Annotated in this window: 24 protein-coding genes; 13 read left to right on the top strand and 11 right to left on the bottom strand. The window is 59.1% G+C overall.

Annotation, left to right across the window (positions count from 1 at the left end):
* Window positions 1-7 precede the first annotated feature (7 nt).
* Window positions 8-682 (bottom strand): YciC family protein, encoded by a 675-nt coding sequence (locus tag ACOYXG_RS23175; RefSeq protein WP_139054430.1) that lies wholly within the window; start codon window positions 680-682, stop codon window positions 8-10.
* 178 nt (window positions 683-860) lie between these two features.
* Here ACOYXG_RS23175 and ACOYXG_RS23170 point away from each other — a divergent pair, with 178 nt between their 5' ends.
* From ACOYXG_RS23170 to ACOYXG_RS23160, 3 genes are all read left to right on the top strand, one after another.
* On the top strand, window positions 861-1,619 hold the full coding sequence (locus ACOYXG_RS23170) for a DUF2076 domain-containing protein (protein WP_096795265.1): 759 nt from the start codon (window positions 861-863) through the stop codon (window positions 1,617-1,619).
* A gap of 244 nt (window positions 1,620-1,863) precedes the next feature.
* Window positions 1,864-2,343, top strand: a complete 480-nt coding sequence (locus ACOYXG_RS23165) for a LabA-like NYN domain-containing protein (RefSeq protein WP_007963710.1) — start codon at window positions 1,864-1,866, stop codon at window positions 2,341-2,343.
* Window positions 2,344-2,383: 40 nt separating this feature from the next.
* Window positions 2,384-2,995, top strand: coding sequence for a 3'-5' exonuclease (locus ACOYXG_RS23160; RefSeq protein ID WP_460354207.1), 612 nt, complete (start codon window positions 2,384-2,386; stop codon window positions 2,993-2,995).
* 80 nt (window positions 2,996-3,075) lie between these two features.
* Here ACOYXG_RS23160 and ACOYXG_RS23155 read toward each other — a convergent pair whose 3' ends face one another.
* Together ACOYXG_RS23155 and ACOYXG_RS23150 are read right to left on the bottom strand one after the other, a co-directional pair.
* A complete protein-coding gene (locus tag ACOYXG_RS23155) occupies window positions 3,076-5,685 on the bottom strand; it encodes a S8 family peptidase (RefSeq protein ID WP_460354204.1) in 2,610 nt (869 codons plus the stop codon).
* 3 nt (window positions 5,686-5,688) lie between these two features.
* Window positions 5,689-6,684 carry an AAA family ATPase gene (locus ACOYXG_RS23150; RefSeq protein WP_460354201.1) on the bottom strand — a complete coding sequence of 332 codons (996 nt, stop codon included), beginning with the start codon at window positions 6,682-6,684 and terminating at the stop codon, window positions 5,689-5,691.
* Window positions 6,685-7,346: 662 nt separating this feature from the next.
* On the opposite strand from ACOYXG_RS23150, the gene ACOYXG_RS23145 reads away from it, so the two are divergent.
* A complete protein-coding gene (locus ACOYXG_RS23145; protein WP_460354198.1) occupies window positions 7,347-7,859 on the top strand; it encodes a BRO-N domain-containing protein in 513 nt (170 codons plus the stop codon).
* Between the two features lie 105 nt (window positions 7,860-7,964).
* Here ACOYXG_RS23145 and ACOYXG_RS23140 read toward each other — a convergent pair whose 3' ends face one another.
* Window positions 7,965-8,417 carry an Lrp/AsnC family transcriptional regulator gene (locus ACOYXG_RS23140; protein ID WP_460354196.1) on the bottom strand — a complete coding sequence of 151 codons (453 nt, stop codon included), beginning with the start codon at window positions 8,415-8,417 and terminating at the stop codon, window positions 7,965-7,967.
* A 163-nt stretch (window positions 8,418-8,580) separates the two neighbouring features.
* On the opposite strand from ACOYXG_RS23140, the gene yedA reads away from it, so the two are divergent.
* Together yedA and ACOYXG_RS23130 are read left to right on the top strand one after the other, a co-directional pair.
* Entirely contained in the window at window positions 8,581-9,522 is a 942-nt protein-coding gene (yedA, locus tag ACOYXG_RS23135) for a drug/metabolite exporter YedA (RefSeq protein WP_460354193.1), read from the top strand.
* Window positions 9,523-9,587: 65 nt separating this feature from the next.
* Window positions 9,588-10,928 (top strand): DEAD/DEAH box helicase, encoded by a 1,341-nt coding sequence (locus ACOYXG_RS23130; protein WP_460354191.1) that lies wholly within the window; start codon window positions 9,588-9,590, stop codon window positions 10,926-10,928.
* 117 nt (window positions 10,929-11,045) lie between these two features.
* Here ACOYXG_RS23130 and ACOYXG_RS23125 read toward each other — a convergent pair whose 3' ends face one another.
* Together ACOYXG_RS23125 and ACOYXG_RS23120 are read right to left on the bottom strand one after the other, a co-directional pair.
* The gene (locus ACOYXG_RS23125) at window positions 11,046-12,287 is read right to left on the bottom strand and encodes a TIGR03862 family flavoprotein (RefSeq protein ID WP_460354188.1); all 1,242 of its coding nucleotides are present in this window, start codon (window positions 12,285-12,287) and stop codon (window positions 11,046-11,048) included.
* A gap of 281 nt (window positions 12,288-12,568) precedes the next feature.
* The gene (locus ACOYXG_RS23120; protein ID WP_460354185.1) at window positions 12,569-13,489 is read right to left on the bottom strand and encodes a histone deacetylase family protein; all 921 of its coding nucleotides are present in this window, start codon (window positions 13,487-13,489) and stop codon (window positions 12,569-12,571) included.
* 82 nt (window positions 13,490-13,571) lie between these two features.
* Here ACOYXG_RS23120 and ACOYXG_RS23115 point away from each other — a divergent pair, with 82 nt between their 5' ends.
* The 3 genes from ACOYXG_RS23115 (at window position 13,572) to ACOYXG_RS23105 (ending at window position 15,706) form a co-directional block, all read left to right on the top strand.
* Window positions 13,572-14,141: a GNAT family N-acetyltransferase gene (locus tag ACOYXG_RS23115; RefSeq protein WP_103367265.1), complete on the top strand. Its 570-nt coding sequence runs from the start codon at window positions 13,572-13,574 to the stop codon at window positions 14,139-14,141.
* Between the two features lie 105 nt (window positions 14,142-14,246).
* Complete coding sequence (gene tesB, locus ACOYXG_RS23110; protein WP_003228466.1) at window positions 14,247-15,116, top strand: acyl-CoA thioesterase II; 870 nt, start codon at window positions 14,247-14,249, stop codon at window positions 15,114-15,116.
* Window positions 15,113-15,706, top strand: coding sequence for an HAD family hydrolase (locus ACOYXG_RS23105; protein WP_097089301.1), 594 nt, complete (start codon window positions 15,113-15,115; stop codon window positions 15,704-15,706). The genes tesB and ACOYXG_RS23105 overlap by 4 nt, the downstream gene beginning before the upstream one ends.
* A 143-nt stretch (window positions 15,707-15,849) precedes the next feature.
* On the opposite strand, the gene ACOYXG_RS23100 is transcribed toward ACOYXG_RS23105, so the two are convergent.
* The 4 genes from ACOYXG_RS23100 to ACOYXG_RS23085 form a co-directional block, all read right to left on the bottom strand.
* The gene (locus ACOYXG_RS23100; protein WP_027612864.1) at window positions 15,850-16,803 is read right to left on the bottom strand and encodes an alpha/beta fold hydrolase; all 954 of its coding nucleotides are present in this window, start codon (window positions 16,801-16,803) and stop codon (window positions 15,850-15,852) included.
* The gene (gene ypfJ / locus ACOYXG_RS23095; RefSeq protein ID WP_027612863.1) at window positions 16,804-17,694 is read right to left on the bottom strand and encodes a KPN_02809 family neutral zinc metallopeptidase; all 891 of its coding nucleotides are present in this window, start codon (window positions 17,692-17,694) and stop codon (window positions 16,804-16,806) included.
* Window positions 17,695-17,884: 190 nt separating this feature from the next.
* Complete coding sequence (locus tag ACOYXG_RS23090) at window positions 17,885-18,718, bottom strand: aldo/keto reductase (protein WP_336839745.1); 834 nt, start codon at window positions 18,716-18,718, stop codon at window positions 17,885-17,887.
* A complete protein-coding gene (locus tag ACOYXG_RS23085; RefSeq protein ID WP_460354180.1) occupies window positions 18,702-20,441 on the bottom strand; it encodes an FAD-dependent oxidoreductase in 1,740 nt (579 codons plus the stop codon). Before ACOYXG_RS23085 ends, ACOYXG_RS23090 begins: the two co-directional genes overlap by 17 nt.
* A 175-nt stretch (window positions 20,442-20,616) precedes the next feature.
* On the opposite strand from ACOYXG_RS23085, the gene ACOYXG_RS23080 reads away from it, so the two are divergent.
* The 4 genes from ACOYXG_RS23080 (at window position 20,617) to ACOYXG_RS23065 (ending at window position 24,359) form a co-directional block, all read left to right on the top strand.
* Complete coding sequence (locus tag ACOYXG_RS23080) at window positions 20,617-21,393, top strand: IclR family transcriptional regulator (protein ID WP_027612860.1); 777 nt, start codon at window positions 20,617-20,619, stop codon at window positions 21,391-21,393.
* 143 nt (window positions 21,394-21,536) lie between these two features.
* Window positions 21,537-22,598: a Gfo/Idh/MocA family protein gene (locus tag ACOYXG_RS23075; protein WP_103367269.1), complete on the top strand. Its 1,062-nt coding sequence runs from the start codon at window positions 21,537-21,539 to the stop codon at window positions 22,596-22,598.
* Window positions 22,599-22,600: 2 nt separating this feature from the next.
* Window positions 22,601-23,416 (top strand): sugar phosphate isomerase/epimerase family protein, encoded by an 816-nt coding sequence (locus ACOYXG_RS23070; protein WP_115988844.1) that lies wholly within the window; start codon window positions 22,601-22,603, stop codon window positions 23,414-23,416.
* 64 nt (window positions 23,417-23,480) lie between these two features.
* A complete protein-coding gene (locus ACOYXG_RS23065) occupies window positions 23,481-24,359 on the top strand; it encodes a DMT family transporter (RefSeq protein ID WP_027612857.1) in 879 nt (292 codons plus the stop codon).
* Between the two features lie 128 nt (window positions 24,360-24,487).
* Here ACOYXG_RS23065 and ACOYXG_RS23060 read toward each other — a convergent pair whose 3' ends face one another.
* Complete coding sequence (locus ACOYXG_RS23060) at window positions 24,488-25,825, bottom strand: MFS transporter (protein ID WP_027612856.1); 1,338 nt, start codon at window positions 25,823-25,825, stop codon at window positions 24,488-24,490.
* Window positions 25,826-25,991 lie beyond the last annotated feature (166 nt).

Below are 25,991 nucleotides of genomic sequence, written 5' to 3'. Positions count from 1 at the left end.
CGCGAAGTCAGACCGCTCCGGTACGTTTGTCAGGCAATTCGCTGATCAGCATGAACAGACGGAACAGCACCACACTGGTGAACAGCTGCAGGAAACTGTGCGCGCTGTCGATCATTACCGCGATCAGCGGATTCTGTGGGTCGGGGTACGCCGCCAGGGTCGCGCCCTTGAGCAGCCACAACGGCCCCATCACACACAGAATGCACAGCAGGATCCGCCAGAAATGCCCACGCGTCAGGCGCAGACTTTCCTTCATCGCCTGCAACGGCCCCATACCGCGCAACACCAGCAGGTATTCAGCGAATGCGAGCATGACCATCAGCATCAGCCCCGGCAGGAAATACAGCGACAACCCCAGCAGAATCAGCAAGGTATTGAGCGCCGTGAGCAGAGCGAAACGCGGCCACAGGCGCGCGGACATCGCCAGCAGGTCGAGGTTGCGCGGAGCTTCGCCACGGGTGCGAGCATCGAGGAACAGAATCAGCGCGGCGGTGTACAGCGGATACACCAGCAGACCGACGACCACGCTGGCGGCGGAGAAACTGTCCGGGTCGGTGACGTGATCCACCACTTGTTGCAGCGCCGCCTCGAAGATCACCAGCGGCAGGCATAACTGCACGATGCTGGCCAGATGGCGTTTGAAAAAATACAGAGAGTCGCGCAGTACATCGAAGGCATTCATCAGTCGGTATCGCAGGTCGAAAACAGTGGCTCACTTTAACCGATGATGGGCGGGCGGACACAAACGTAAACATTCGGTAAAGGTCGTTGAAACATCCTGTCACTGCCTCCATTACAGAGGTGCGCCATGTCCACAGTGGACACGGGCAACGTTATCCCCGGCAATCTACGAGGTCGCCATGAACAGCGAAGAGCAAACCCTGATCGATGGACTGTTTTCCCGGCTGCAACAGGCCGAAACGGAGGCAGCCCCGCGCGACGCCCAGGCCGAGGCGCGGATCAAGGAACACCTGACCCGCCAGCCGGCGGCAGGTTATTTCATGACCCAGGCGATTCTGGTGCAAGAGGCGGCCATCAAGAGCCTCGACGAACAGAACAAGCAGCTGACCCGGCAAGTCCAGCAATTGCAGGCTGAACTGCAAGCGGCCAAGTCCCAGAGCGCGGCCCCGGCGCCAAGCGGCGGCGGAGGTTTCCTGTCGAGCATCTTCGGCGGCGGCAGCTCGCGTCCGGCGCCGACCCAGAGCGCTCCGGCTTCTACCGGCGGCTGGCGTGAGCCGGCACCGCAGCAGAACTACGCTGCGCCAGCGCCACAACAGAACTATGCCGCACCACCGCCCAACTACGCGCAGCAAGCAGCTCCGGCTGCGGGCAGCAGCTTCCTCGGCGGCGCTCTGAAAACTGCCGCTGGCGTGGCCGGTGGCGTGATGCTGGCGCAGGGCATCAGCAGCCTGTTCCATCACAACCAGCAGCCCGAAGAAATCGTTGAAGTGATCAAGGAAGAGCCGGCGCAAGTGGCCGACCAGAGCGGCAACGACTGGGGCAATGACCAGCGTGTGGCCGATAACGGTTTCTCTGGCAATGACCAGGGCGGATTCACTGACACCGACTACAGCGATGACAACTCGTCATTCTTCGATGACGACGATTCGTTTGTCTGACTGATCAGCCGTCAGTATCAAATCTGTGGTGAGGGGATTTATCCCCGATGGAGTGCGCAGCAGTCCCATTTTCGGGGCCGCTGCGCTGCCCATCGGGGATAAATCCCCTCACCACAATCCACCATCCGTCCGGAGTGGTGGGTCGATTATTCGCGCCACCTTCCTGTGGGCTGGCATACTGAGCGCCTTTTTCGGGCCCGGCGCCTGATCCCGCTTCGTGCGCTATGCGCTCACAGGAATCCCGGTGAAAAAAATCGCAGTGTTCGCCGATGTGCAGAACCTCTACTACACCGTGCGTCAGGCCTATGGTTGTCACTTCAACTACGCCGCGCTGTGGGCTGACATTAGCAAGCAAGGGCAGATCGTCGAGGCCTATGCCTACGCGATCGACCGTGGCGACAGCAAGCAGCAGCAGTTCCAGCAGATCCTGCGCAACCTCGGTTTCACCGTGAAGCTCAAACCCTACATCCAGCGCAGCGACGGCTCGGCCAAGGGCGACTGGGACGTGGGCATCACCCTCGACATCATGGACGCCGCCGACCACGTCGACGAAATCGTCCTGGCCTCCGGTGACGGTGATTTCGACATGCTGCTCGAACGCATCATCAGCAAGCACGGCGTACAGGCAGTGGCCTACGGCGTGCCGGGCCTGACCGCCAACTCGCTGATCCGCGCCGCCAGCCGTTATGTGCCGATTGAAGGCGCACTGCTGTTGAAAAACTGAGCGTTGCTCAAGAATTGATTTGAACGGAGTTGAACCCGGTTTGGAACGCATTGCAGTCATCGACTTTGAAACCACCGGCCTGTCGCCGAACAGCAGCTGCCGCGCCACGGAAATCGCCGTGGTCATGCTGGAAAACGGCCGTATCGTCGAGCGTTACCAGAGCCTGATGAACGCCGGCGTGCGCGTTCCTGCGTTCATCGAACAACTGACCGGCATCAGCAACGCCATGTTGCGCAGTGCACCCTCGGCCGAGCGGGTCATGGAAGAGGTCAACGAATTCGTCGGCTGCACCCCGCTGGTGGCGCACAACGCCTCGTTCGACCAGAAGTTCTGGGACTTCGAGCTTGGGCGGATCAAACGCACTCGATTGCAGAACTTCGCCTGTTCGTTGCTGCTTGCCCGACGCCTGATGCCGGCGGCGCCGAACCACAAGCTCGGCACCCTCACCACGTTCGCCCGCCTGCCACACACCGGCCAGGCGCACAGGGCGATGGCGGATGCCGAGATGGCGGCCAACCTGATGGCGCATCTGGCGGAAGAACTGCGGCACAAGCATGGGGTGCGTGAGCTGAACCATGACCTGCTGTGCAAACTGCAGAAAGTTCCTGCCTCGAAGGTTCGGGAACATCTGAAGAAACATTGCGATCACTAAAAACTTAAAACTAATGTGAAATAACGTCCTGCCTCATTGTGTAAGTCGTGTTGCGGCAGCGAAGCTGCCGCATTTGATTTTTAAACTCCGGCGGTATTTTGCTGCACCTGAATTGGAGGCTGAACACGCACTCTGTCTCTAACTTCCTGGTAAATTGGCAGTTCAACACCTTCGCGAACCTCTAAAGAGACAATTATTCCGTAAGGTATCATCGAGTCAATTTCTGCGGCTTCTTTCCGGCAATTGATCTTTATATTTAAATGATCACCTTCAATGAAAGGGTGTGCGTTCTCACCTTCGAACACTTCATGTTGAAGTGTTCCTCTCCGTACAGCTTGCCAACCTGAGCGACCACCCGCAGCTTCTTGGCGCTCATTTGCTAAAGGGTTGCTTGCTTCGAACCACATACTTGCTGTTCTATATTTTTGTGTGTTTGGTTGAGTCGGAGAAAACCATGCAAGAGTAACAGTTAGCTTTCTCCAGTCTCTGCGTGCACCAAGAGACGGAGGTAGAGGCATTTTGTAAACATGAGCCTGACCGTCACCTAGTTGCCCAAAACCGATTATTGTTGCTCGTTGAGGTGTGCATTCAAGGACCTTGCTGATGTCGGGAATTCCATAGCCAATCCACCGACTTGCCCAGGATCCCGGTTGTTCAACATTTTCCAATACATCTAGTGCCGCAAAAATTCTCGGGGCAATATCATTCCAAGAACATCCATGTGCCAGCATCGCTTTTATAATTGGCGCTGTGTAGATGTCACTGAAACCGTTCGTGGGATTTTGTTGGACTATTTCCATGAGATTGTCATGACAAAGAACCGCAGCCCGACTTACTAATGCTGTGGCATTGCTGGTTCCACGGGTATATGCACTGGAATCTAAACTGCCTTGTTGGCCGGGAATCGCAACTTTATTTCCTGGCGCGGCGAAAGAGTTGGAAATGGTCAGTGATACTGTATTTCGGCCTAAAAATGGTTTGTCATACCATTGCTTTCCGCCGAAGTAAACAAGGTCTGGTTTAATGGCGCGCCTATAGCCGCTGCCGAATGGCGATACTGGGCTCGGTAGTAGGCTAGTGAACGGATCAAATCTATTAGCCAAGTTTGCAGCGTTTGCGTAATCGTAATGTACCGCACCCACACTCATTCCATTAATGCACTCTGCCGGCGAAAAAAGTGACCGGGTACGAGCATTTAAGAGTAGCGCATGTATCGATTTTTCTTCGATCTGATCAGGTGTCAAAGCTTCCAGTTGGTCAAGCGTTAGATCGAGGGGAACAGAGCTTAGTTGATTGCCGGCGCTGATAATAAAAAGCACGCCGTATTTATAACTCAGCCAGTCTAGTAATCGGGCTAGAGGGCTCATTGTTTGAGAGAATTGACGGCTGGGATCGCCTATAGATAGATTAACTATCTTAACAGTAGGGGCTGCGGGAGCTTCTCCGCTGTCATTTTCATAAAGTCTCCTAACTGCTCTGTGCAATAGATCGACTGAAAGCTGATCGGATGGGAGACTTTCCCTTCTAGGAGATCTGAAGTCATTGATGTCTGGCTTCATTATTGGCCGAATATAAATCGGACTACTCAACGGAGCTTGATTAGAATTTAAATCACCGTGCACCGCGAGTGATGCCATTGTTGTGCCGTGTAGCCTTTCGTTTGCAGGGTAATCTGCTGCCCAGTCATCGGGATCATCAATAATTACTCGGTTCTGTAAAAGCTCATGGTTGGCGAAAGGCAGTCCATCAAAAATTGCTAGTATTGGCTGGCCCTGCGCAGCTGAGTCAATCTCTCGGCTAGACGGCTCTGAAAAATCCTCAATTGGTCGATCTCCTGCAGAGATCTGACCTGTTGGGCGAAAGAACATAATGTTGTCACACTTGACTAGCTCAGTTTCAGGTGTGTTTATGATCTCTTGTATTCTATTCGCTGGAAGCTCAGCGAGAATCGCATGGTAGTTTATTCCGCTGAGAGAACATTGGCTAATTATTTGGCCGCCTAGTTGTTGGATTAGAGAGGTGACTGTGGCTTCGCTTTCCCTTCGTTTCTCTAAAGTATTCCTATACCAAAGCTCTGTCTCAAATCTTACTGCTCGATTCTGGAAGTGCGGATCCTCTAACTCTTCTTGCCATATTTCAAGAACTCCTGTTTCCAAGAGTCTATCTTGAGGTCCCCACCTTCTGATATCTCGCAAATGGCAAAATACATCGCGAAATTTGGTTAGCCCTTTGTCAAACTTCAGCTTTGGATCAGGTTGGTCCTTGTAGTGGTTCCAAAGAGAAAGCATCTCTGTGAGTGCTTGTTGATTTGTTAGAACCAGATATAACCTGCCTTTAAGGTTTTTCTCTGGTTTTTCAGGGTTTGAAAAGAATTCGTCGGGTGGGATGTCATCAATTTCTATTTCACCCATCCATTCAAGGCCATCGATTTTTTTTGCTGCTTTGTAAAAGTCTTCTACAGATCCAATGGTTTCAATGACTAGAACTTGTTCTGGGTCAAGTCCGGCGGCGCTATTTTGGAGCTCGATCCGTCTTGCTTCAAATGCCCTCTGGAGTTCGGTTAGCTTAATTCCGACGCGCTCCCCCTGTACCTGATGGTTTGGTTTATTGAGGTTTCCGCCGCCACCTTGCAGCGCGGATCGAGATGCAGGTTCTGGTTGAGGAAACCACAAAAGAGGGCGCTCGGTCATCCGTTACTCCATATTTTCCAGTTGTTCTGTTTTGGCTGTTTGTAAAGGCAGTAGTTTTAGTTCGTTGGCAACAATTTTATTGATATTCGAATTTGGTTGGTCAAGGACGTACTGACGAATGATGTTTTTACAAAATTCTTCTACTTCAGAGAAATTTGAGCCGTGCAATCTTCGGGCTAAAGCAGATGACGTATGTCCAAATGAAACTTTTGATTTGATTTGATAGCGCTCAAACCACTCGGTCAGACGAGCTCTAGTAGGGCTCGGAATATTAATTCTAACCTGAAATCTTCGCCACACTGCGCGGTCAAGCAACTCGGCATGATTAGTTGCGCCGATGACAACTACGTGACTCGGGAGGTTGTCTATCTGTAATAGTAGTGAGCTAACTACGCGTTTTATTTCACCAGTTTCGTGGGTGTCGCCGCGCTCTTTGCCGAGGGTTTCAAATTCATCGAAAAATAGCACGCACTTTCTACTTGCTGCATAGTCGAAAAGATTTTTTAAACGTACTGCTGTTTCACCAAGATATGTGCCTATTATGTTTTCATAACGAACTACTAATAGCGGAACCATTAGTGCTTCTGCAATGGCCTCGGCTAAAGAGGTTTTTCCATTTCCTGGTGGTCCTATTAGTAGAATTCTATTCCTAGGTTCTAAGTTGTAGGAACGCAAAAGCTCAACGCGATGATGTTCCTGGATAAGACTTCTGCATATGTTGGAGATGTCTTTCGGGAGTATTAAATCGTCGATTTTCCGTTGTGGGGTTTTTTCGCTAAAAAAATCAGCCTGACGACTCGCTACGGCGATGCTGTTTGTGGGTGCCATGGAGGGTGCGTCCGGCGTATTGTTTAGGACGCTTTCTAGCCTGTCAGCGAGAATTTTATGCTGTTTTGAGCGCTCTTCAGCAATTAACGCTTCAGTTACCTTTCGTAACTTAGTCTTGTCGCCTCGTATTCCAGACTGAACAAGGCTAACAAGTAAGTCGGCCCGTGCCATTCATAATCTCCTAGCCTCATCACGTTACGTGTTGAAGCGCATTAATTTTGCCGAAGCTACTTTGATTCAGGGGAGGGACTTCAGCCCTAGTGTTTTTCCCTGAGAATATGGCTTCCGTGCAGCTTTTGGACGGCATTTTTGCATAGCCGCTGCCCTTGTGCTGGAGAATTAGCTGCAAATGGCTGATTTTCTTCCTTGAGTACAGAGGCGCTTCAGGATAGGACCGCATTCGGTTTTTTCCAGCTGTTGATATCACGACTGATCGGAAGCGCGTCGTGCCGATTTTGGACGTTGCATCAAATCCTCGAGCCCCTGGGTTGAGAGGTAACTCATTAGGTTTAATTGCGTTTTGGGATTGTCGATTACTCCTACTTAACATTAGGGAATGTCCGTCTTGCGCCCGGTCTTCCGGGTCTCTAACCTCTAGACGTCGCTGCCAATTCAGCGGCCGGGACTGCAAGCCCGTCGATAGTTTGTTAGGAGACCACTGGCAAACCTATAATCGCGTCGCTTCAATTAGCGACCACGATTAATGGTAGCTGTGTGCGGGAGACCTTCGGGTCTGCCGAGGTCTCCTACTCGGTCTTGCAGACCCGTGCACAGCTGCCACCCATCATCTGCAAGTGATGCTGGCAGCTCCGATATTCAAAAGGAGATTTGTCATGGTCAAGGTTGTCCCCACGCACGCTGAAGATTTCGGTTCAGCAAACACCCGTGAAACGCCAATTCACCCTCAGTCGTTCATCCGCCACCACATTCAATTGAGAGCCACTCTGCAGCATTCGGAAGCCTGGTTCTGCGCCCGAGACGTTGGTCGCCTCATGGGGCTGGAAATCAACGCGCGACAAGTGGTCAAGCTGGATGAGGACCAGCGGCAGATGATGTATCTTTCCGGAAATGACGGTGCTCAAGAGACGTTGATGCTGAGCGAGTCTGGGGTTTACGCAATGCTGGTCTATCACTACTGCCCGGAAAACCGTCACCTGCGCCGTTGGCTGACGCATCAGGTAGTGCCGATGCTTCATCAGGAATCGAAGTCAGTTTCTGGCCCTCATGTACGTTTGATGAGTCTTGCGGGCGAAACGTTGAAGATCCTGCACTGGCGAAACGAGCCGTGGGTGCGGATGCGAGATATGCCGTATCTGGTGACACAGGAAGGGCGCGGCTACTGTTGAGGGCTTTCCATTGATTCAGCGATCAGAGATTGATTGCTGATCTGGCCAGTTGTCTGTGGGAGCGAGCCAACTCGTTCCCCGCAGCAGATTCGGACTCATCTGTATTTACTTGCCGTTGCCTTCGATATGACCGAGCGGCACGCGCTTCTCGATCGCGCTCGACAGCACAATCGAGGTCTTGCTGAAGCCGAACTTCGCCACGCGATTGATCAATTCTTCCAGCTCCGTCATCGAGCCCACCGCGCCTTTCATCATCACGCACGGATCGCCCGTCACCCGAAAGCACTCGGTCAGCTGCGGGATTTTCACCAGTTCGTCGTAGACCTTCTGGCTGCCGTTCTGGTGCAGGCGCAATTCGATCATGCACTGGATCGGCAAACCGATTTTCGACAGGTCGATGTTCGCCTGATACCCGGTGATCACTCCGGCGGCTTCAAGCTTGGCCACGCGCTCGGCCACTGCCGGGGCGGACAGGTTCACTTTGCGCGCCAGATCGGCATAAGACGCGCGACCGTTTTCCAACAGGGCGCTGAGCAGCATGCGGTCGTATTTGTCCAAGGCCGGACTCCTGAAATTGCCAGACTTTCGAAATCGTGGTTTATCCCGTCGATCTCCGTTGTTTCAAAAGTGTACCGGCGCGATAAACAGGTTTTGTAGCTTATTTTTGCTCGCGGGCCTTTCTAGAATAATTCACACCCTGCCTCTGACTGTCGAGCTGCCCATGCCTGCCTTGCGCCGTTTTTCTCTGCCGCTGATCGCCGCGTTTTTTGCGCTGTACGTGATTTGGGGATCGACCTATCTGGTGATCCGCCTCGGCGTCGAATACTGGCCGCCGCTGATGCTCGGCGGGGTGCGCTTCGTGATTGCCGGCAGCCTGATGTACGCCTTCCTGCGCTGGCGCGGGGCGCCGGCGCCGACCTGGGCGCAGTGGAAAGCGGCGGGGATCATCGGGATTCTGCTGCTCAGCTTCGGTAACGGCGCAGTCAGTGTCGCCGAGCACACCGGCGTGGCTTCCGGCGTGGCGGCACTGGCGGTGGCGACGGTGCCGTTGTTCACCTTGCTCTTCGGCTATTTCTGGGGCGCGCGCAATACTCGCCTGGAGTGGGCCGGGGTGGCGTTGGGAATTGTCGGCATCGCCATGCTCAACATGGGTTCCAACCTGCAATCGAGTCCGCTGGGCGCGGCGTTGTTGATTTTTGCAGCGGCGACCTGGGCGTTCGGCTCGGTGTGGAGCAAACACCTGCCGCTGCCGCAAGGGGCGATGGCCAGTGCCGTGGAGATGCTGGTGGGCGGTGTTGTCTTGCTGATCGGCAGCGCGGTCAGCGGCGAACATCTGCAAGCCTTGCCACCGGTGGAAGGCTGGCTGGCCTTGGGTTATCTGATCTTCTTCGGCTCGATCATCGCTTTCAATTCCTACATGTACCTGCTCAAGCACGTGCGTCCTGCGGCGGCCACCAGTTATGCCTACGTCAACCCGGCGGTGGCGGTATTGCTGGGGATCGTGTTTGTCGGCGAGACCATCGGCATGGAAGAAGCGCTGGCGATGCTGGTGATCATCAGTGCCGTGGTGCTGATCGGTCTGCCACAGTGGCGGCGGCCGGCGCGGCCGCTCGTCGCGGAGCCGCCGAAGACTGCCGTTCCAGCAGAACAGCGTGTGAATTAGGGTAAACTGCGCGCCATTGCACACTCGTGTCGCACAATTGCGCTGAATTTTCCTACGGTACTCCCATGACTTTCGCCACCCTTGGCCTGATCGAACCCTTGCTGCGCTCCCTTGAGAAGCTCGGCTACCAGACTCCAACGCCGGTTCAGGCGCAAGCCATTCCGGCCGTGCTGGCCGGTCGCGACCTGATGGCTGCGGCCCCGACCGGTACCGGCAAGACCGCCGGTTTCGCCTTGCCGCTGCTGCAGTTGCTGGCCATGGAAGGGCCGAAAGTGGCCGCCAATTCGGCGCGTGCACTGATTCTGGTGCCGACCCGCGAGCTGGCGGAGCAGGTTCATGAGTCGGTGCGCCAATACGCTGAAAACCTGCCATTGCGTACGTATGCGGTGTACGGCGGCGTCAGCATCAACCCGCAGATGATGAAGCTGCGCGGCGGCGTTGATGTGCTGGTCGCCACGCCTGGTCGCCTGATCGACCTGTTCCGCCAGAACGCGTTGAAACTCGATCAGTTGCAAACTCTGGTGCTCGACGAAGCCGACCGCATGCTCGACCTGGGCTTCTCCGAAGAACTGGCGAACATTTACCGCATGCTGCCGAAGAAGCGCCAGACGCTGCTGTTCTCCGCGACCTTCTCCGATGACATTCGCCTGCTCGCCGGGCAGATGCTCAACGATCCGCTGAGCATCGAAGTCAGCCCGCGCAACGTCGCGGCCAGCACCGTCAAACAGTGGGTGGTGACGGTGGACAAGAAGCGCAAGCCGGAACTGTTCGTGCACTTGATGCGCAAGAACAAGTGGAAGCAGGTGCTGGTGTTTGCCAAGACCCGCAATGGCGTCGATGCGCTGGTGGAAAAACTCCAGGGCCTCGGTGTGAACGCCGACGGCATCCATGGCGACAAACCGCAGGCGACCCGTCAGCGTGCGCTGGATCGTTTCAAACTCAGCGAAGTGCAGATTCTGGTGGCGACCGACGTCGCTGCCCGTGGTCTGGATATCGAAGATTTGCCGCTGGTGGTCAACTTCGACCTGCCGATCGTCGCCGAGGATTACATCCACCGCATCGGTCGTACTGGCCGTGCGGGCGCGACGGGCGAGGCGATCTCGCTGGTGTGCGCGGATGAAGTTAACATGCTCTCGGCAATCGAGATGCTCACGCGTCAGACCCTGAAGCGCCAGAACGAACCGGATTTCGAACCTGAGCACCGCGTGCCGGATACCGATGCCAGCGGTCAGGTGATCAAGAAGCCGAAGAAACCGAAAAAGCCGAAAACGTCCGGCGGCGGTGGTGGCAAGCGCAATCTGGGCAAGTGGGTCGACAGTGGCGACACCCAGGCGCCGGAGCCGTCGATCAAGCCTGTGCGAAAAGTGCCGGTATTTAATACCGGGCCACGCAAGCGCAAGCCTTGATTTGATGCGCTGTCTGTAAAGGCGCCTTCGCGAGCAAGCCCGCTCCCACATTGGTCTTCAGTGAAATGCAGATCTCCTGTGGGAGCGGGCTTGCTCGCGAAGGGCGCGCCGCGGTCTTCAGCCCTTACTCTGCAACCACTCCAACATTGCCAATCCCGCCGCACGCCCGCTGGCAAAACACGCCGTCAGCAGATACCCGCCCGTTGGCGCCTCCCAATCCAGCATCTCCCCCGCACAAAACACCCCCGGCAACGCCTTGAGCATCAAGCGCTCACCCATCGCCTCAAACGTCACGCCACCGGCGCTACTGATGGCTTCGTCCAGGGGCCGCGCTTTCACCAGGGTCAGCGGCAACGCCTTGATCGCCCGCGCCAGCAACGCCGGATCAGCGAAGGTTGCCGCGTCAGTCAATTCACGCAACAACGCCGCTTTCACCCCATCAATTCCGACCTGACTGTGCAGATGCTTGGCCATCGAGCGTGAACCGCGTGGCTTGCTCAACGCTGCCTGCAATTTATCCACAGGTCGGCCGGGCAACAGATCGATGTGCACCGTGGCTGAACCCTGCGTATTGATCGCCTCGCGAATCGGTGCCGACAGCGCATAGATCAGGCTGCCTTCGACCCCGGTTGCGGTAATCACGCATTCGCCCAAGCGCGGGATATCGTCGTTCAAACCGATGGCGACATTTTTCAGCGGTGCGCCGGCGAATTTGCTGACAAGGAACTCGCTCCAGGCCTGCACTTCGAAGCCACAATTGCTTGGTTGTAACGGCGCCAGCCCTACGCCTTTTTGTTCCAGAGGCAGCATCCACGCGCCATCCGAACCCAGGCGCGACCAACTGCCACCGCCGAGGGCGAGCAGGGTGGCGTCGGGTTTGACGGTGATTTCGCCGTCGGGGCTGGCGATGCGCAGCGCATCGTGTTCATCCCAGCCGAGCCAGCGATGGCGGGTGTGGATAACCACGCCGCTGTCGCGCAGGCGTTTGAGCCAGGCGCGCAGCAGCGGCGCGGCTTTCATGTCGGTGGGAAATACCCGGCCGGAGCTGCCGATGAAGGTCTCGATGCCCAGATCATGAATCCAGCGGCACAGCGCGTCGGCATCGAAGCCGCGCAGCAGTGGCGCGATCTGCGGCGCGCGTTCGGCGTAGCGCGCGAGGAATGCCGGGTAAGGCTCGGAGTGGGTGATGTTCATGCCGCCGACCCCGGCCAGCAGGAACTTGCGCCCCACCGAGGGCATGCCGTCGTACAGATCGACGCGCACGCCGGCCTGGCTCAACACTTCGGCGGCCATCAGGCCGGCGGGGCCACCGCCGATGATGGCGACGTGAGCGGGGTGGGGGGCGGAGTTCTGGGTCATGGCGTGCGCTGCGGTATGGCGGGATAAGGCGCGCATTCTAACAGCGCAGACCTTTGTAGGAGTGAGCCTGCTCGCGATGGCGGTTTATCAGGCGACATAAGTGCTGAATGTTGGTCCGCCATCGCGAGCAGACTCACTCCTACAAAGAGATCGAGGTGAATTCAGTATGTGGTTAAAAAATAACCATCGCGCTGTACGCCATGTTCGATATGGGCTGTAGTCCCTTTCGCTCAGGTTATCCACAGGCCGTTCCACAGCCATTGTGGGTAACGCAGCACAGCTTAGTGACAACCGTGTGACGTCCAGACCCGTTGCGCGCTGTGATGCAGGATGCCGTGGCGGCGGGCGAGGGCGTGGCGATCCTTGCTGTAGCCGCCGCCGATCACGCCGACCACCGGGATGTCGCGGCCCAGACAATGGCGCATCACGCTTTCATCGCGGGCGGCGACGCCTTCGTCTGTCAGCTGCAGATAACCGAGGGCATCGTCCTTGTGCACATCGACCCCGGCGTCGTACAGCACCAGATCCGGTTGATACAGCGGCAGCAGGTAGTTGAGCGTGTCATTCACCACCTGCAGATAGTCGGCATCGCCCATGCCGTTGGGCAGCGGAATGTCCCAGTCACTTTCGGCCTTGCGTGCAGGAAAATTTTTTTCGCAGTGCAGGGAAACGGTAATGGCCTCCGGCGTGTCGTGGAGGATCCGCGCGGTGCCGTCGCCCTGATGCACGTCGCAATCGAAGATCAGCACACGGTTCACCCGACCGCTTTGCAGCAGGTAATGGCTGATGATCGCCATGTCGTTGAAGATGCAGAACCCGGCCGGGTAGTCGTAGTGGGCGTGATGGGTGCCGCCGGCGAGGTGACAGGCCAGACCATGCTCCAAGGCTTTTTCTGCCGCCAGAATCGAGCCGCCAACTGCGCGCACCGTGCGCCGCGCCAAGGCTTCGTTCCACGGCAGGCCAAGTCGCCGCTGGTCTTCGCGAGACAACTCGCCGCTCATGTAGCGTTCGATATAGCGGCGGTCATGCGCCAGGGCGAGGATGTCGTTGGGGCAGATCTCGGGACGCAGCAGGTCGGCGTCGCGGGTCAGGCCGCTGTCGACCAGGTGGTCGCGCAGCAAGCGGAATTTGTCCATCGGAAAGCGGTGATCCGCCGGAAACTCGGGGCTGTAGTCTTCGTGGTAGATCAGCGGCAGGGGCATGGCAACTTCATGTAGGAACGATGGAAAGAGTGAACGATCCTACCAGCGATGTAGACTTGCGGCATGGAAATGGAGGGGCATGATGGAGCCGATTCAGCAACTCGAAAGCGCACGCCTGCTGATGCGTCAGTGGCGCGACGAGGATTTGCCGGCATTTGCGGCGATGTGCGCCGATCCTCAGGTGATGCGTTACTTTCCGGCCCCGCTCAGCCGTCTGGAAAGTGCCTCGATGATTGGCCGGGTGCGCGGGCATTTTGCCGAGCACGGTTTCGGTCTGTGGGCGCTGGAGCGCAAGGACAGCGGTGAGTTCATCGGTTTCACTGGCCTGGGTGTGGTCGGTTTCGATGCGCCGTTCACCCCGGCGGTGGAAATCGGCTGGCGTCTGGCCCGTGAGCATTGGGGGCTGGGCTATGCCAGTGAGGCGGCTTGGACGGCATTGCGCGCAGGTTTTGATCGGCTGGGACTGAAGGAAATCGTGTCTTTCACCGCCCAGAGCAATCTGCCGTCGGAGAAAGTCATGCAGGCGATTGGCATGCAGCACGATCCGGCCGATGATTTCGATCACCCCAAACTTGCCGTCGATCACCCGTTGCGCCGGCATTTGTTGTACCGAATTACCAGGGAGCAATGGCTGCAAACCCTGCATGGCTAAGCCGACACGGACGTTTACAATGGCGCGACAGTGGCTCGCGCCAGAACCTGAATGGGCCGCCGCAGCCAAGACTGCGCGGCATAGCGTTGTGTGAGGAGAGTCTGAATGAGCCAAGTGTTGGAAGATCTGGTCGACCTGCTGACCCTGGAGCCAATCGAGGAAAACCTGTTCCGTGGCCGCAGCCAGGACTTGGGTTTCCGTCAGTTGTTCGGTGGTCAGGTACTCGGTCAGTCGCTGTCGGCGGCCAGTCAGACGGTTGAAGAGGCGCGCCATGTGCATTCGATGCACGGTTATTTCCTGCGTCCGGGCGATGCCAAGTTGCCGGTGGTGTATTCGGTGGATCGCGTGCGTGACGGCGGCAGCTTCAGCACCCGACGGGTCACTGCGATCCAGAAGGGCCACCCGATCTTCACCTGCAGCGCGTCGTTCCAGTACGACGAGGCTGGCTTCGAGCATCAGAGCCAGATGCCGGTGGTGGTTGGCCCGGAAAACCTGCCGTCGGAGCTGGAACTGACCCAGCAACGCGCGCACCTGATCCCCGAACACATGCGCGAAAAACTGCTGTGCCCGAAACCGATCGAAGTGCGCCCGGTCACCGAAAAGGATCCGTACAACCCGCAGCCGGCCGATCCGGTGAAGTATGTGTGGTTCCGTGCCGACGGTGCGCTGGCGGATATTCCGGCGCTGCACAAGTACCTGCTGGCCTACGCCTCGGACTTCGGTCTGCTGACCACCTCGATGCTGCCGCACGGCAAGTCGGTCTGGCAGAAAGACATGCAGGTCGCCAGCCTCGATCACGCGCTGTGGTTCCATAACGATCTGCGCGCCGATGACTGGTTGCTCTACGCGATGGACAGCCCGTGGGCCGGCAATTCCCGTGGATTCTCCCGTGGCAGCGTGTACAACCGCGCCGGGCAACTGGTGGCGTCGGTGACCCAGGAAGGCCTGATTCGTCACCGCAAGGATTGGGCATGAGCCTGAGCGATGTGAAGCACTGGGTGTTCGACATGGACGGCACCCTGACCATCGCCGTGCATGACTTTGCGGCGATCCGCGTGGCGCTGGCGATTCCGCCCGAGGACGACATTCTTACCCACCTTGCAGCGCTGCCGGCCGAGGAGGCCGCAGCGAAACACGCGTGGTTGCTGGAGCATGAGCGCGATCTGGCGCTGGGCTCGAAACCGGCGGCCGGTGCGGTGGAGCTGGTGCGCGACCTGCACGGGCGCGGCTATCGGCTAGGCATCCTGACGCGCAACGCACGGGAGCTGGCGCATGTGACGCTCGACGCCATCGGCCTGGCCGACTGCTTCGCCGTGGAAGATGTGCTGGGCCGCGATGAAGCGCCACCGAAGCCGCATCCCGGCGGGTTGCTGAAACTGGCCGAAGCCTGGAGCGTGCCGGCCAGCGAAATGGTGATGGTCGGGGATTACCGCTTTGATCTGGATTGCGGGCGGGCGGCCGGGGCACGGACGGTGCTGGTGAATCTGCCGGACAATCCGTGGCCGGAGCTGACGGACTGGCATGCGCAGGATTGTGTCGAGTTGCGGCGGATGCTTTCGGTCTGAGATGTATGTTGTCAGAAGGGAAGCCTTCGCGAGCAGGCTCGCTCCCACATTAGATCTTCGGTGCACAGAGATTTTGTGTAATGCATCAATCCAATGTGGGAGCGAGCCTGCTCGCGAAGAGGCCAGATCATCCACCGCACAACTTACTGCTCAAACAGCGCTTTCAGCCCCTCCGGCGACGTCAACATCCCATCGCCGTTATGCCCGACCCCGGGCACTTCAACCAGCCGCTGATTGACCCCTTCCGGATGCCGGCGCAGCAGGTAGCCGAAAAACAGCTTGCCGCGTTCCAGCCGATACGCGCCTTGTGCCTCGGCGGCGCAACTCTTGTCCAGCGCCGGATGTTGCGGGTCTATGTCCTGCTGCCCCAGCAGGTAAATCACTTCGCGTTTGATGTAGCTGCTCTCAAGCTGCAACGGTGTTTGCCCACCGGCGTACACCGGCATGTCGGTCAACCCGTACTTCCAGCGATTGAAACCCGGGCACTGTGCGTGATCGAACGCTACCGGCCGCTGTTCGTTGAAATACGCGTACGACGACGGATTGGCCACCACATAGCGCAGGCGAATGCCATTGGCCTTCAGCGCCGGTTGATCCTTGGCCAGCAAGGCATAACGCTGCACCACTTGACCGCCACCGGAATGGCCGAAAATCACGATCTGCTTCACGTCCGGAAACTGCTTGCGGTCGCTGACCCGGGCGACGATGGCGTCGAGTGCGGCGTAGGAACTCAGCGGCTTCGGCCCTGTGGATAACCCGCCGCCCATCCACTCGTTGCCTTTCCAGCGCAGCAATGTATTGGGCAGGGAGTACAGCGCGACGTCGCTTTCGTTGAGAAACTGCGGCGCGATCACCAGCGTGTGCGCCGTTTGCCCTGCCAGTTCGGTGGCGTGCTCGGCACTCTTGCGATAGGTCTCGGCATTGCGCAGACGACCGTGAATGACGATCAGCACCCGCTCGATTTTCTCAGGTGCCGGGCTGATGCCAACGGCCATTTCGCCGGCCTCGAATTGCAGGCGCCCTGGGCTGATGGCATCGACGCCTGCCGCGTGCGCGTTGCCGCCGATGATCAGTAAAGCCAGAAGCCATTTGCGCATTTACAGGTTTTTCGCCGCGAAGGTATCGCACTGGCCGACCTGGCCCTGGGCGAAACCGGTTTTGAACCAGCGCACCCTTTGCGCCGACGTGCCATGGGTAAACGAGTCCGGTACCACACGGCCCTGACCCTGTTGTTGCAGGCGATCATCACCGATGGCGTTGGCCGCATTCAAGGCCTCTTCGACGTCACCCGGTTCCAGCCAGTTCAGGCGCTTCTGCGCATGGTAGGCCCAGACGCCGGCCAGGCAGTCGGCCTGCAATTCCTGACGCACCAGCAAACCGCCGTCGCCCTGCATCTGCCGGCCCTGCTGACGGGCCGTCTGAATTTTTGCCGAGACGCCGAGCAGCGTCTGCACATGGTGGCCGACTTCGTGCGCGATCACGTAAGCCTGGGCGAAGTCGCCGGCGGCCTTGAAGCGCTGGGCCATTTCCTGGAAGAAGGCCATGTCCAGATAGACTTTCTGATCCGCCGGGCAGTAGAACGGGCCGGTCGCCGAAGTCGCCAGACCGCAGGCGGAATTCACCCGGTTGCTGAACAGCACCAGGGTCGGGTCCTTATATTGGCGACCAGCCTGCTGGAAGATGGCGCCCCAGGTGTCTTCGGTATCGCCGAGGATCGAACGCACGAATTCGGCCTGCTGGTCGTTGGCCGGTGGCGCCTGACGCGTCTGCGTACTGGCCGGTGCCGATTGCTCGGTCATTTGCCCGGTGAGCTGGCCGAGGATCTGCAACGGATCCTGTCCGGTGATCCAGCCGATGCCGACGATCAGCAGGATCGCCCCCAGGCTCAGGCCTTTGCCGCCACCGAACCGCATGCCACCACCGCCGCCGCTATCATCGCCACGGGCATCGACGACGTTGTCACTGCGTCGGCCTTTTTTCCATAGCATGTGGGAATCCTCTTTTCTGTTCGTGGTGATGAGTGTTGCTGGTGTGGGAGTGTGGCGCCAGTCCGGTCGTCCGTCTATTGGCGTACACGCAAACAGGCCCGGCCTCGGGTGACGAGGGCGGGCCTGTTATTGACGAGCGTGTGCGCGACTAATTCAATCCGTCGGCGGATTTCTCTCGGCGCGCTGTGCGTCAGCGATCGAAGGCATCCCACACCGGGGCGAAATCCGGGCTGACCTGACGCTGATTCTTCGGCAGCGCGGCGATCAGTGCGCGGTCTTCAGCGTCCAGTTCAACCTGCAGCGAAGCCAGGTTCGCCAGTTGATTGGCCCGGCTGCTGGCTTTGGGAATCGCCGCGACGTTGGGCTGATCCAGCAGCCATTTCAACGCCACCTGAGTCGGCAGCACGCCGTGTTTTTCGGCAATCTGCTGAATCTGTGGAATCTCCGAGACCTTGTTGCGCGCCAGCGGTGTGTACGCGGTCAGCGCCAGGTCGTGTTGGCGCGCGTAGTCGAGCAGGGCGTTCTGGCCGAGCAGGACGTGGTACTCGACCTGGATCGCTGACAGAGGGATGCCGTATTCCTCGACGACTGTGCGCAGCAGCGGCAGCGGAAAATTCGCCACGCCGATGTTGCGCGCCAGACCCTGTTCCTTGAACGAGGCCAGGGTGTCGAGAGTGCGCGGCAGATCCCAATCGGTACTCGGCCAGTGGATCATGAACAGATCGACGTACTCGCTGCGCAAGGCCTTGAGGCTTCGTTCCATCGAGTGGCGCATGGCGTCCGGTTGCAACTGGTCCCACCAGACCTTGGTGGTGACATGAATCTGCTCGCGGGGTGTCGGTGTATTCGCCAATGCTTGTCCGACCGCGTCTTCGTTGTTGTAGGCCGCTGCCGTGTCGATGTGCCGGTAGCCGAGTTCCAGGGCCTGCTCGACGGCACGGGTGCATTCGTCGCCGAGCATCGGCCAGGTGCCGAGGCCGAGTTTCGGCATGTTCAAACCCTGGGCGTTAACGATGTGCTGCATGGTCGATCTCCTGTTCGAAAGCAGTGATGCCGGCGATATGCCGAGCGGCGATGTAGCCGAAAGTCAGCGCCGGGCCGAGGTTGATCCCGCCTGCCGGATAGTGCCCGCCCATGATGCTGGCCATGTCGCCACCGGCGGCGTAGAGCCCGGCGATGGGCTGGGCATGGGCATCGAGCACTTGCGCCTGCGGGTTGACCTTGAGCCCGGCAAAGGTGCCGAAGCAGCCCGGTTGGACTTTCACGGCATAGAAGGGGCCTGTCTCTATTGGGGCAACGCAAGGGTTGGGAAGGTTCGCCGGATCGCCCTGTTTGCGGTTATAGGGCGTTGCGCCGCGACCGAACGACGGATCCTCGCCGTGGCGTGCATGGCGGTTGTAGTCCTCCATTGTCTGGCGCAACCCGCTGGGGTCGATGCCGCAGGCGCTGGCCAATTCTTCAAGGGTGTTGCCGGTTTTCAGATAGCCGCTGCGGATAAATCCTGACACCGGAACGGGAAATGGCCGCGACATGCCCAAGCCATAACGCCGTTGAAAGGCGCGGCTGCAGATCAGCCACGAGGCGACTTCTTCGCCTTCAGGCGTGGCGGCAACCATGGCGCTGACGTAGTCGTAGTAACCGTTGGCTTCGTTGACGAAGCGCTGGCCGTTGCGCAGTACGCCGATGATTCCCGGTTTGCCGCGTTCGATGATGTGTGGGAAATGGCCGATGCTGCCGTCGGCATGCGGCACTTGCGAGACCGGCGCCCAGGCCACGGGCGACGCCAGCTCGGTATTGACCGTGGCACCGACGCTTTCGCCCAGGCGCAGGCCGTCGCCGTTCACCGCCAGCGGTGGCAGTGCCCAGTGTTCATGACCCGTGGGCGTGCGCGGAAACAAGGCCTTGCGCCGTTCGACGTCGTTGGCGAATCCGCCGGCGGCCAGCACCACGGCTTTGCGTGCATGAATGCGGATCGGGCCTTTGGCGCTGTTGACCAGCGCGCCGCAAACCCCTGCTTCATCGCGCAGCAGCTCGGTCACGGGTGCCGACTCCCATAACAAAACGCCAAGGTCCTCGGCGGACTTCGCCAGCCTTGCGACCAACGCCACCCCGTTGACCAATTGCATGGCCCGGCCGTGTACCGCCAGATCGAGCAAGTGTCGGGTAAAACGACGGGTTACATGCCACGCGGCTTTCAGCGAACGGGTGAGATTGAGGAACGCCGAAAGGTCGGCGCCGGCCATGATCGGCATGCCCATGAAGGACGTTTCGCGCATTGTTGTACGCAGGCGCCTGAGCAGGCGTCCGACTGTTCGTCCGTCGTAAGGCGCCGCGATGACCGAGCGACCGCCCGTGCCCGCGCCGGGCGTATCGCCATGAATGTCGGCAATGGCGTTACCGTCGGCAAATTGCAGAGCGGTGTGCTGTTCGAAAAACGCGACCATGTGTGGCCCGGCAGTGAGGAATGCGTCGACCATTGCCGGGTCGTAATGCTCACCGAGTTCGTGGCGCAGGTAAGTGCGCGGTCGCTCGACGTCTTCGACGATGCCGGCGCGTCGGGCCAGCGGATTGCACGGCACCCATGCCCAGCCGCCGGACCACGCGGTGGCACCGCCGAACACCGGATCTTTTTCAACCACGATGACCTTCAGACCGTGCCATGCGGCAGTCACCGCTGTGGATAAACCGGCGGCACCGGAGCCGACGACCAGAACGTCGCAGTCGATTTCGGGAAGTTCGGCAGGCATCAGGCAAAGCTCCGCAGCTGGGTTTATTGGAATTGGATTCCAGAAATTAACCAATGAAGTTCAGCTGCAACAAGGCATGTTTCAGTAAAGTGGGCGGTTATCGCACGGCCAGTTCCGGATTTCGCTTTGTCTCGGATGTCTTCTAGAATCGGCAAAATTTCACTTGGACCTTCCCATGGCCGGCAGTCAGATCGAACGGGTTTTCAGCGTGCTGGAAAGCCTCACCAGTGAGCCGCGCGGGCTGCCGATGCAGACCTTGGCCGAGCAACTGGACATCCCGAAAAGTGCCACGCACCGGATGCTCGCGGAGCTGATTCGGCTGGGCTACGTGCGACAGAATGCCGAGACTTTGCGCTATCACCTGTCGACCAAATTGGTGGCGATGGGGTTTCAGTATCTGTCGAGCAGCGGTGCCGACATCGTGCAACCGGTGCTGGATCGACTGGCTCAGGAAACCGGTGAACTGGTGCGTCTGGGGGTGATCGATGGCGAGCGCCAGACCTGGATCGCCAAGGCGCAGGGCGCACGGACGGGCCTGCGTTATGACCCGGACATGGGTCGCGATGCGCCGCTGTTTTACACCGCTTCCGGGCACGCGTGGCTGGCCTGCATGAGCGATGCCGAGGCCTTGTCGCTGGTCGAGCGCCAGGGCGCGGAAGTACCGGTGGGCGTCGGGCCGAATGCGCCGCGCTCCAATATCGAACTGCTGGAGCGCCTGCGCCTGGCGCGGGAACAGGGTTATGCCTGTGTCGAGGAATGTTCGGCGGTGGGCACCTCGGCGATTGCCGCGGTGGTCAAGCATCCGGTTGACGGGCGAGTGATCGGCGTACTGAGCATTGCCGGGCCGAGCGCACGGATGCCCGGCGCGCGACTGCACGAATTGGCGCCGTTGCTGGTGAAGTTCACCGAGGAATTGTCGGCGGCGAGCCTGGCTTCCGAATTGTTCATCTGACCCGCGCCTGTAGATTCAGCGGCAAGTACAAAGTTGTGCGGTGTTCGCACGGTTTTCCCATCACTGGGTGTTTGATTGTGGAACGCGGTTCTAAATTGTTGCTGGAGTGACATTTCCAACAACAATCACAAAAGGATCGCGCCTTGACTCCGCCCCTTCGTATCGCCCTGATCGGCGCTGGCAACATGGGCCAGCAGCATTACCAGCACCTGCAAACCCTCGAAGAAGCCCGGTTATGCGCAGTGGCCGATCCCGGCCCGCAGGCTCCCGCGCTGGCGGCGCAGTGGGGCGTGGCGTATTTCGCCGATCACCGGCAGATGCTGGAGCAGGTGCGGCCCGATGCGGTGATCGTGGCCAATCCGAATAATCAGCACGTCAGCACGGCGCTGGATTGCCTCGCCGCCGGGGTTCCGGTGTTGCTGGAGAAACCGGTGGGCGTGCATCTGGATGAGGCACGCGAACTGGTGGCGGCAGTCAAACGCAGTGGCGTGCCGGTGCTGGTCGGCCACCATCGGCGGCACAATCCGTTGATCGTGCGTGCCCACCAATTGTTGCTCAGCGGCGCGCTCGGGCGGCTGACCACGGTTACTGCACTGTTCCAGTTACGCAAACCCGACCGATATTTCGAGGTCCCGTGGCGCCGTGAACCGGGGGCGGGCCTGTTGCTGACCAATCTGATTCACGACCTCGATCTGCTGCGTCACCTGTGCGGTGAAGTGCAGTCGGTGCAGGCCGTCACCGACAACGCGGTGCGTGGGGTTGCCAACGAAGACAGTGTCGCGGTGTTACTGCAATTTGCCGGCGGTGCACTGGGCACGCTGAGCGGTTCCGATGCAGTTGCCGCGCCGTGGAGTTGGGAGCTGAACTCCGGGGAGAACCCGGTCTATCCGCGTCAGGACGATCAGCCGTGTTATCTGCTGGCGGGAACCGCCGGGGCGCTGAGCATTCCGCAACTCAAGTGCTGGCATTACGCTGCCGATCAAGTCGATGCCGGCTGGCACGAACCGCTGATTGCGCAGCAAGAACGGTGTGAGGCAGGGGACGCGTTGCGGTTGCAGCTGCAGCATTTTGTGCAGGTCGCGCGGCGTGAAGTCGAACCCTTGGTCAGTGCCGCCGATGCCGCGCGAACATTGGCGCTGGTCGAGGCGATACGTGAGGCGGCGGCCAGCGGTCGTGCCTGTTGCCCAGCAGCGGTCGAGGCTTGAGCATGAACGAACGAATCCTGTCCCTGGCCAGTCTCACCGTGCTCGAATTGTCGCCACCGCAAATGGTCGAGGTCGCGGCGCGTGCCGGTTACAGCCATGTCGGCCTGCGCCTGGAACCGGCGACGGCGGAGGAATATCACTTTCCGCTGGTGGCCGATGGTGATCTGCGGCGTCAGACGTTGAGGCGTTTGCGCGACACTGGCATCGCGGTGCTCGATGTGGAAATCCTGCGTCTGAAACCGCAAACCGTGGTTGCCGATTTCGAGAAGCTGCTGGCCGTCGGCGCGGAGTTTGGCGCCAGTGAATTACTGGTCGCCGGCAATGATCCTGACGAACAACGGCTCACCGACAACTTTGCCGCGCTGTGTGATCTGGCGGCGCCTTACGGTTTGCATCCGCATCTGGAGTTCATGCCCTGGACCGATGCGCGCAACCTCGAACAGGCGTTGCGCATCGTTGCCAATGCCGACCGGGAAAACGCCGCGGTGCTGGTCGATGCCTTTCATTTCGATCGCTCCGGTTCACGGCTGGAGGATCTGGCCCACGTCGCACCTGCGCGCCTGCGTTATGCGCAATTGTGTGATGTGGCGGGACCGAGACCGGCGGACATGGCCGAGATCTTGCGTCAGGCTCGCAACGAACGGCGGTTTCCCGGCGAGGGCGATTGCGACCTGCACGGTTTGTTGCGCAGTCTGCCAGCTAATATTCCACTGAGCCTGGAGATCCCCACGGTAAAACTGCTGGAGCAGGGCGTCAGCGGATTGCAACGAGCGCAGATGGCGCTCAACAGGACGCGGGAATTGTTGGCGCAGTTGTAAGTCAGTTTTTGTGGCGGGGCGCCAGCGTCCTCGCCACTGTTTATTTTTCCTTCAGAGATATCCAATGACCGTCAGCACCCCGCTCTCCGGTGTCAACCAACCCTTCAAGGGGATCCTGCTGATTGTCGTGGCGACTTTCCTGTTCTCCAGCCACGATGCGCTGTCGAAATACCTATCGGGTTTCTACCCGATCATCATGGTGGTATGGGCGCGGTATCTGGTGCACACCTTGCTGATGGCGGGGATTTTCCTGCCGCAGTCGGGGTTGCGTGTACTGCGCACCAAACGACCGCTATGGCAGTTGGCGCGGGCGCTGTGCCTGCTCGGCACCAGTCTGTTTTTCACCACGGCGCTGCTGTACATCCCGCTGGCCGAGGCCACCGCGGTCAACTTTCTCGCGCCGGTGCTGGTGACGGCGCTGTCAGTGCCGTTGCTCAAGGAACGGGTGACGCGCGGGCAGTGGATCGCGGTGATCTGCGGTTTTATCGGGGTGCTGATCATCGTCCATCCGGGAGGCGAGTTGTTCACCCCGGCGGTGCTGCTGCCGTTCTGCTCGGCGTTGTTTTTCTGCTTCTATCAGTTGCTGACGCGCAAGCTCAGTGAGGTCGACAGCCCGACCACCAGCAACTTCTTCGCTGGTCTGTGCAACACGCTGGTGATGAGTGCGTTGGTGCCGTTCTTCTGGCAGGTGCCGACCTTGTCGCACGCCGTGTTGATGCTGGCGCTGGGCAGTTGCGGGATGACCGCGCACCTGTTTCTGACCCAGGCGTTCCGCCATGCCGCGCCGGCATTGCTGGCGCCGTTCGGCTACTGCCAGATCGTGTTTGCCGGGTTGTTGGGGTGGGTGGTGTTCAATCACACGCCGAGTCTGTTGACGGTGATCGGCATTGCGGTGATCTGTTGCAGCGGCTTGGCGGCGGCATGGCAACAGAGCCGTAAGTGAAATAGAGACACGCCCCTGTGGGAGCGGGCTTGCTCGCGAAGGCGGTGTTTCAGTCGACAGCTTCAGTGACTGACTGGACGCTTTCGCGAGCGAGCCCGCTCCCACAGGGGGGAGGGGGTGCAGGCAGGTTATTCGGTGACGTCTGGAATCTTGCGCGGAGCCATGAAGTACATCCAGGTAAGCGCAATGAAGTACATCGCCGGGATCAGCGTGAACAGCACCGTGTAGTTGTTATGGGTGACGGTCAGGATGTGGCCGACGATCTGGGTCATGAACATCCCGCCGATCGCTGCGCACATGCCGCCGAAACCGAAAACCGTGCTCATCATGTGCTTGGGCGTGTAGTCCATCACCAGGCTCCAGATGTTCGCGGTCCAGGCCTGATGCGCGCCGATGGCAAGAGAGATTGCCGCGACGGCGACCCACAGATTGCTCGAACCGGCGGCCATGATCACCCCGATGATGCAGCAGGCGAACAGGAACATCGACAGCAGCCTCGCCTTGATCGAGTTCATGCCGCGACCGATCAGGAACGAAGACAGAATGCCGCCGCCGACACTGCCGAAGTCGGCCGTCACGTAGATGATGATCAGCGGAATGCCCATCTGGGTGACGTTGATGCCCAGGTTGTATTGCTGATTGAGAAACGGCGGCAGCCAGTACAGGTAGAACCAGAACACCGGCGCGGTCAGCGAATAGGCGAGGGCGAAGGCCCAGGTGCCGCGCATGCGCAGGATGCGTGAAAACGGTACGCGTGCCTGTTCCGGTTCGACTTCCTGCTGGATGTAGTCGAGTTCGGATTTTTTCACCCGTGGATGGTCTTCCGGGTTGAAGTATTTCAGGCCCCAGAACAGCAGCCAGATCCCGCCCAGTGCCGACATGCACAGGAACGCCGCCTGCCAGCCCCACACGTGAAGAATCAGCGGCAGCAGCATCGGCGTGAACATGGCTCCGACGTTGGTCCCGGCGTTGAAGATGCCGGTGGCCACTGCGCGTTCACCGGCGGGGAACCACAGGCGTGTGGTTTTCACGCAGGCCGGGTAGTTGGCCGCTTCAGTCAGGCCGAGGATGAACCGGCAGACCATGAAGCCGACGGCCGAAGTCGCCAGACCATGGGCGCCGGTGGCCAGGCTCCACAGCAGCACCGCGCAGAAGAACACGCGCTTGACGCCGACGCGGTCGATCAGGCGTCCCTGCAGGACGAAACCGATCGCATAGCCGACCTGAAACCAGAAGTTGATGTTGGCGTAATCCATCGCCGTCCAGCTCATTTCCTTGGCGAGGATGGGCTGCATGACGCCGAGGGCGGCGCGGTCGATGTAGTTCAGGGTCGTAGCGAAAAACACCAGCGCCAGCATGCCCCAACGGGTCTTGCCGACAGCCATGGCGCCGCGGATCTTGTCGCCGATGCCACCCGTGGCAGTGCTCATGGCCGGGGCCATGCGGGAAGTCTGTGAAGGAATCATTGTTCCACCCGTTTTTGAATTTGTTATGTGGTGTTGTTTGCACGCACTGCGACCGAAGGTTCATTTCCGGACTCAATGTGACGTCGATGGTGGGCAGTGGACGAAAAATCGTCAATTCGCCGAAACGCCATAGTGTTCGATAATCGCACGCAAAACTAACCGGCTG

The sequence above is a fragment of the Pseudomonas sp. G3-39 genome, from assembly GCF_054790485.1.
This window is presented reverse-complemented; position numbering and strand designations above follow the sequence as displayed.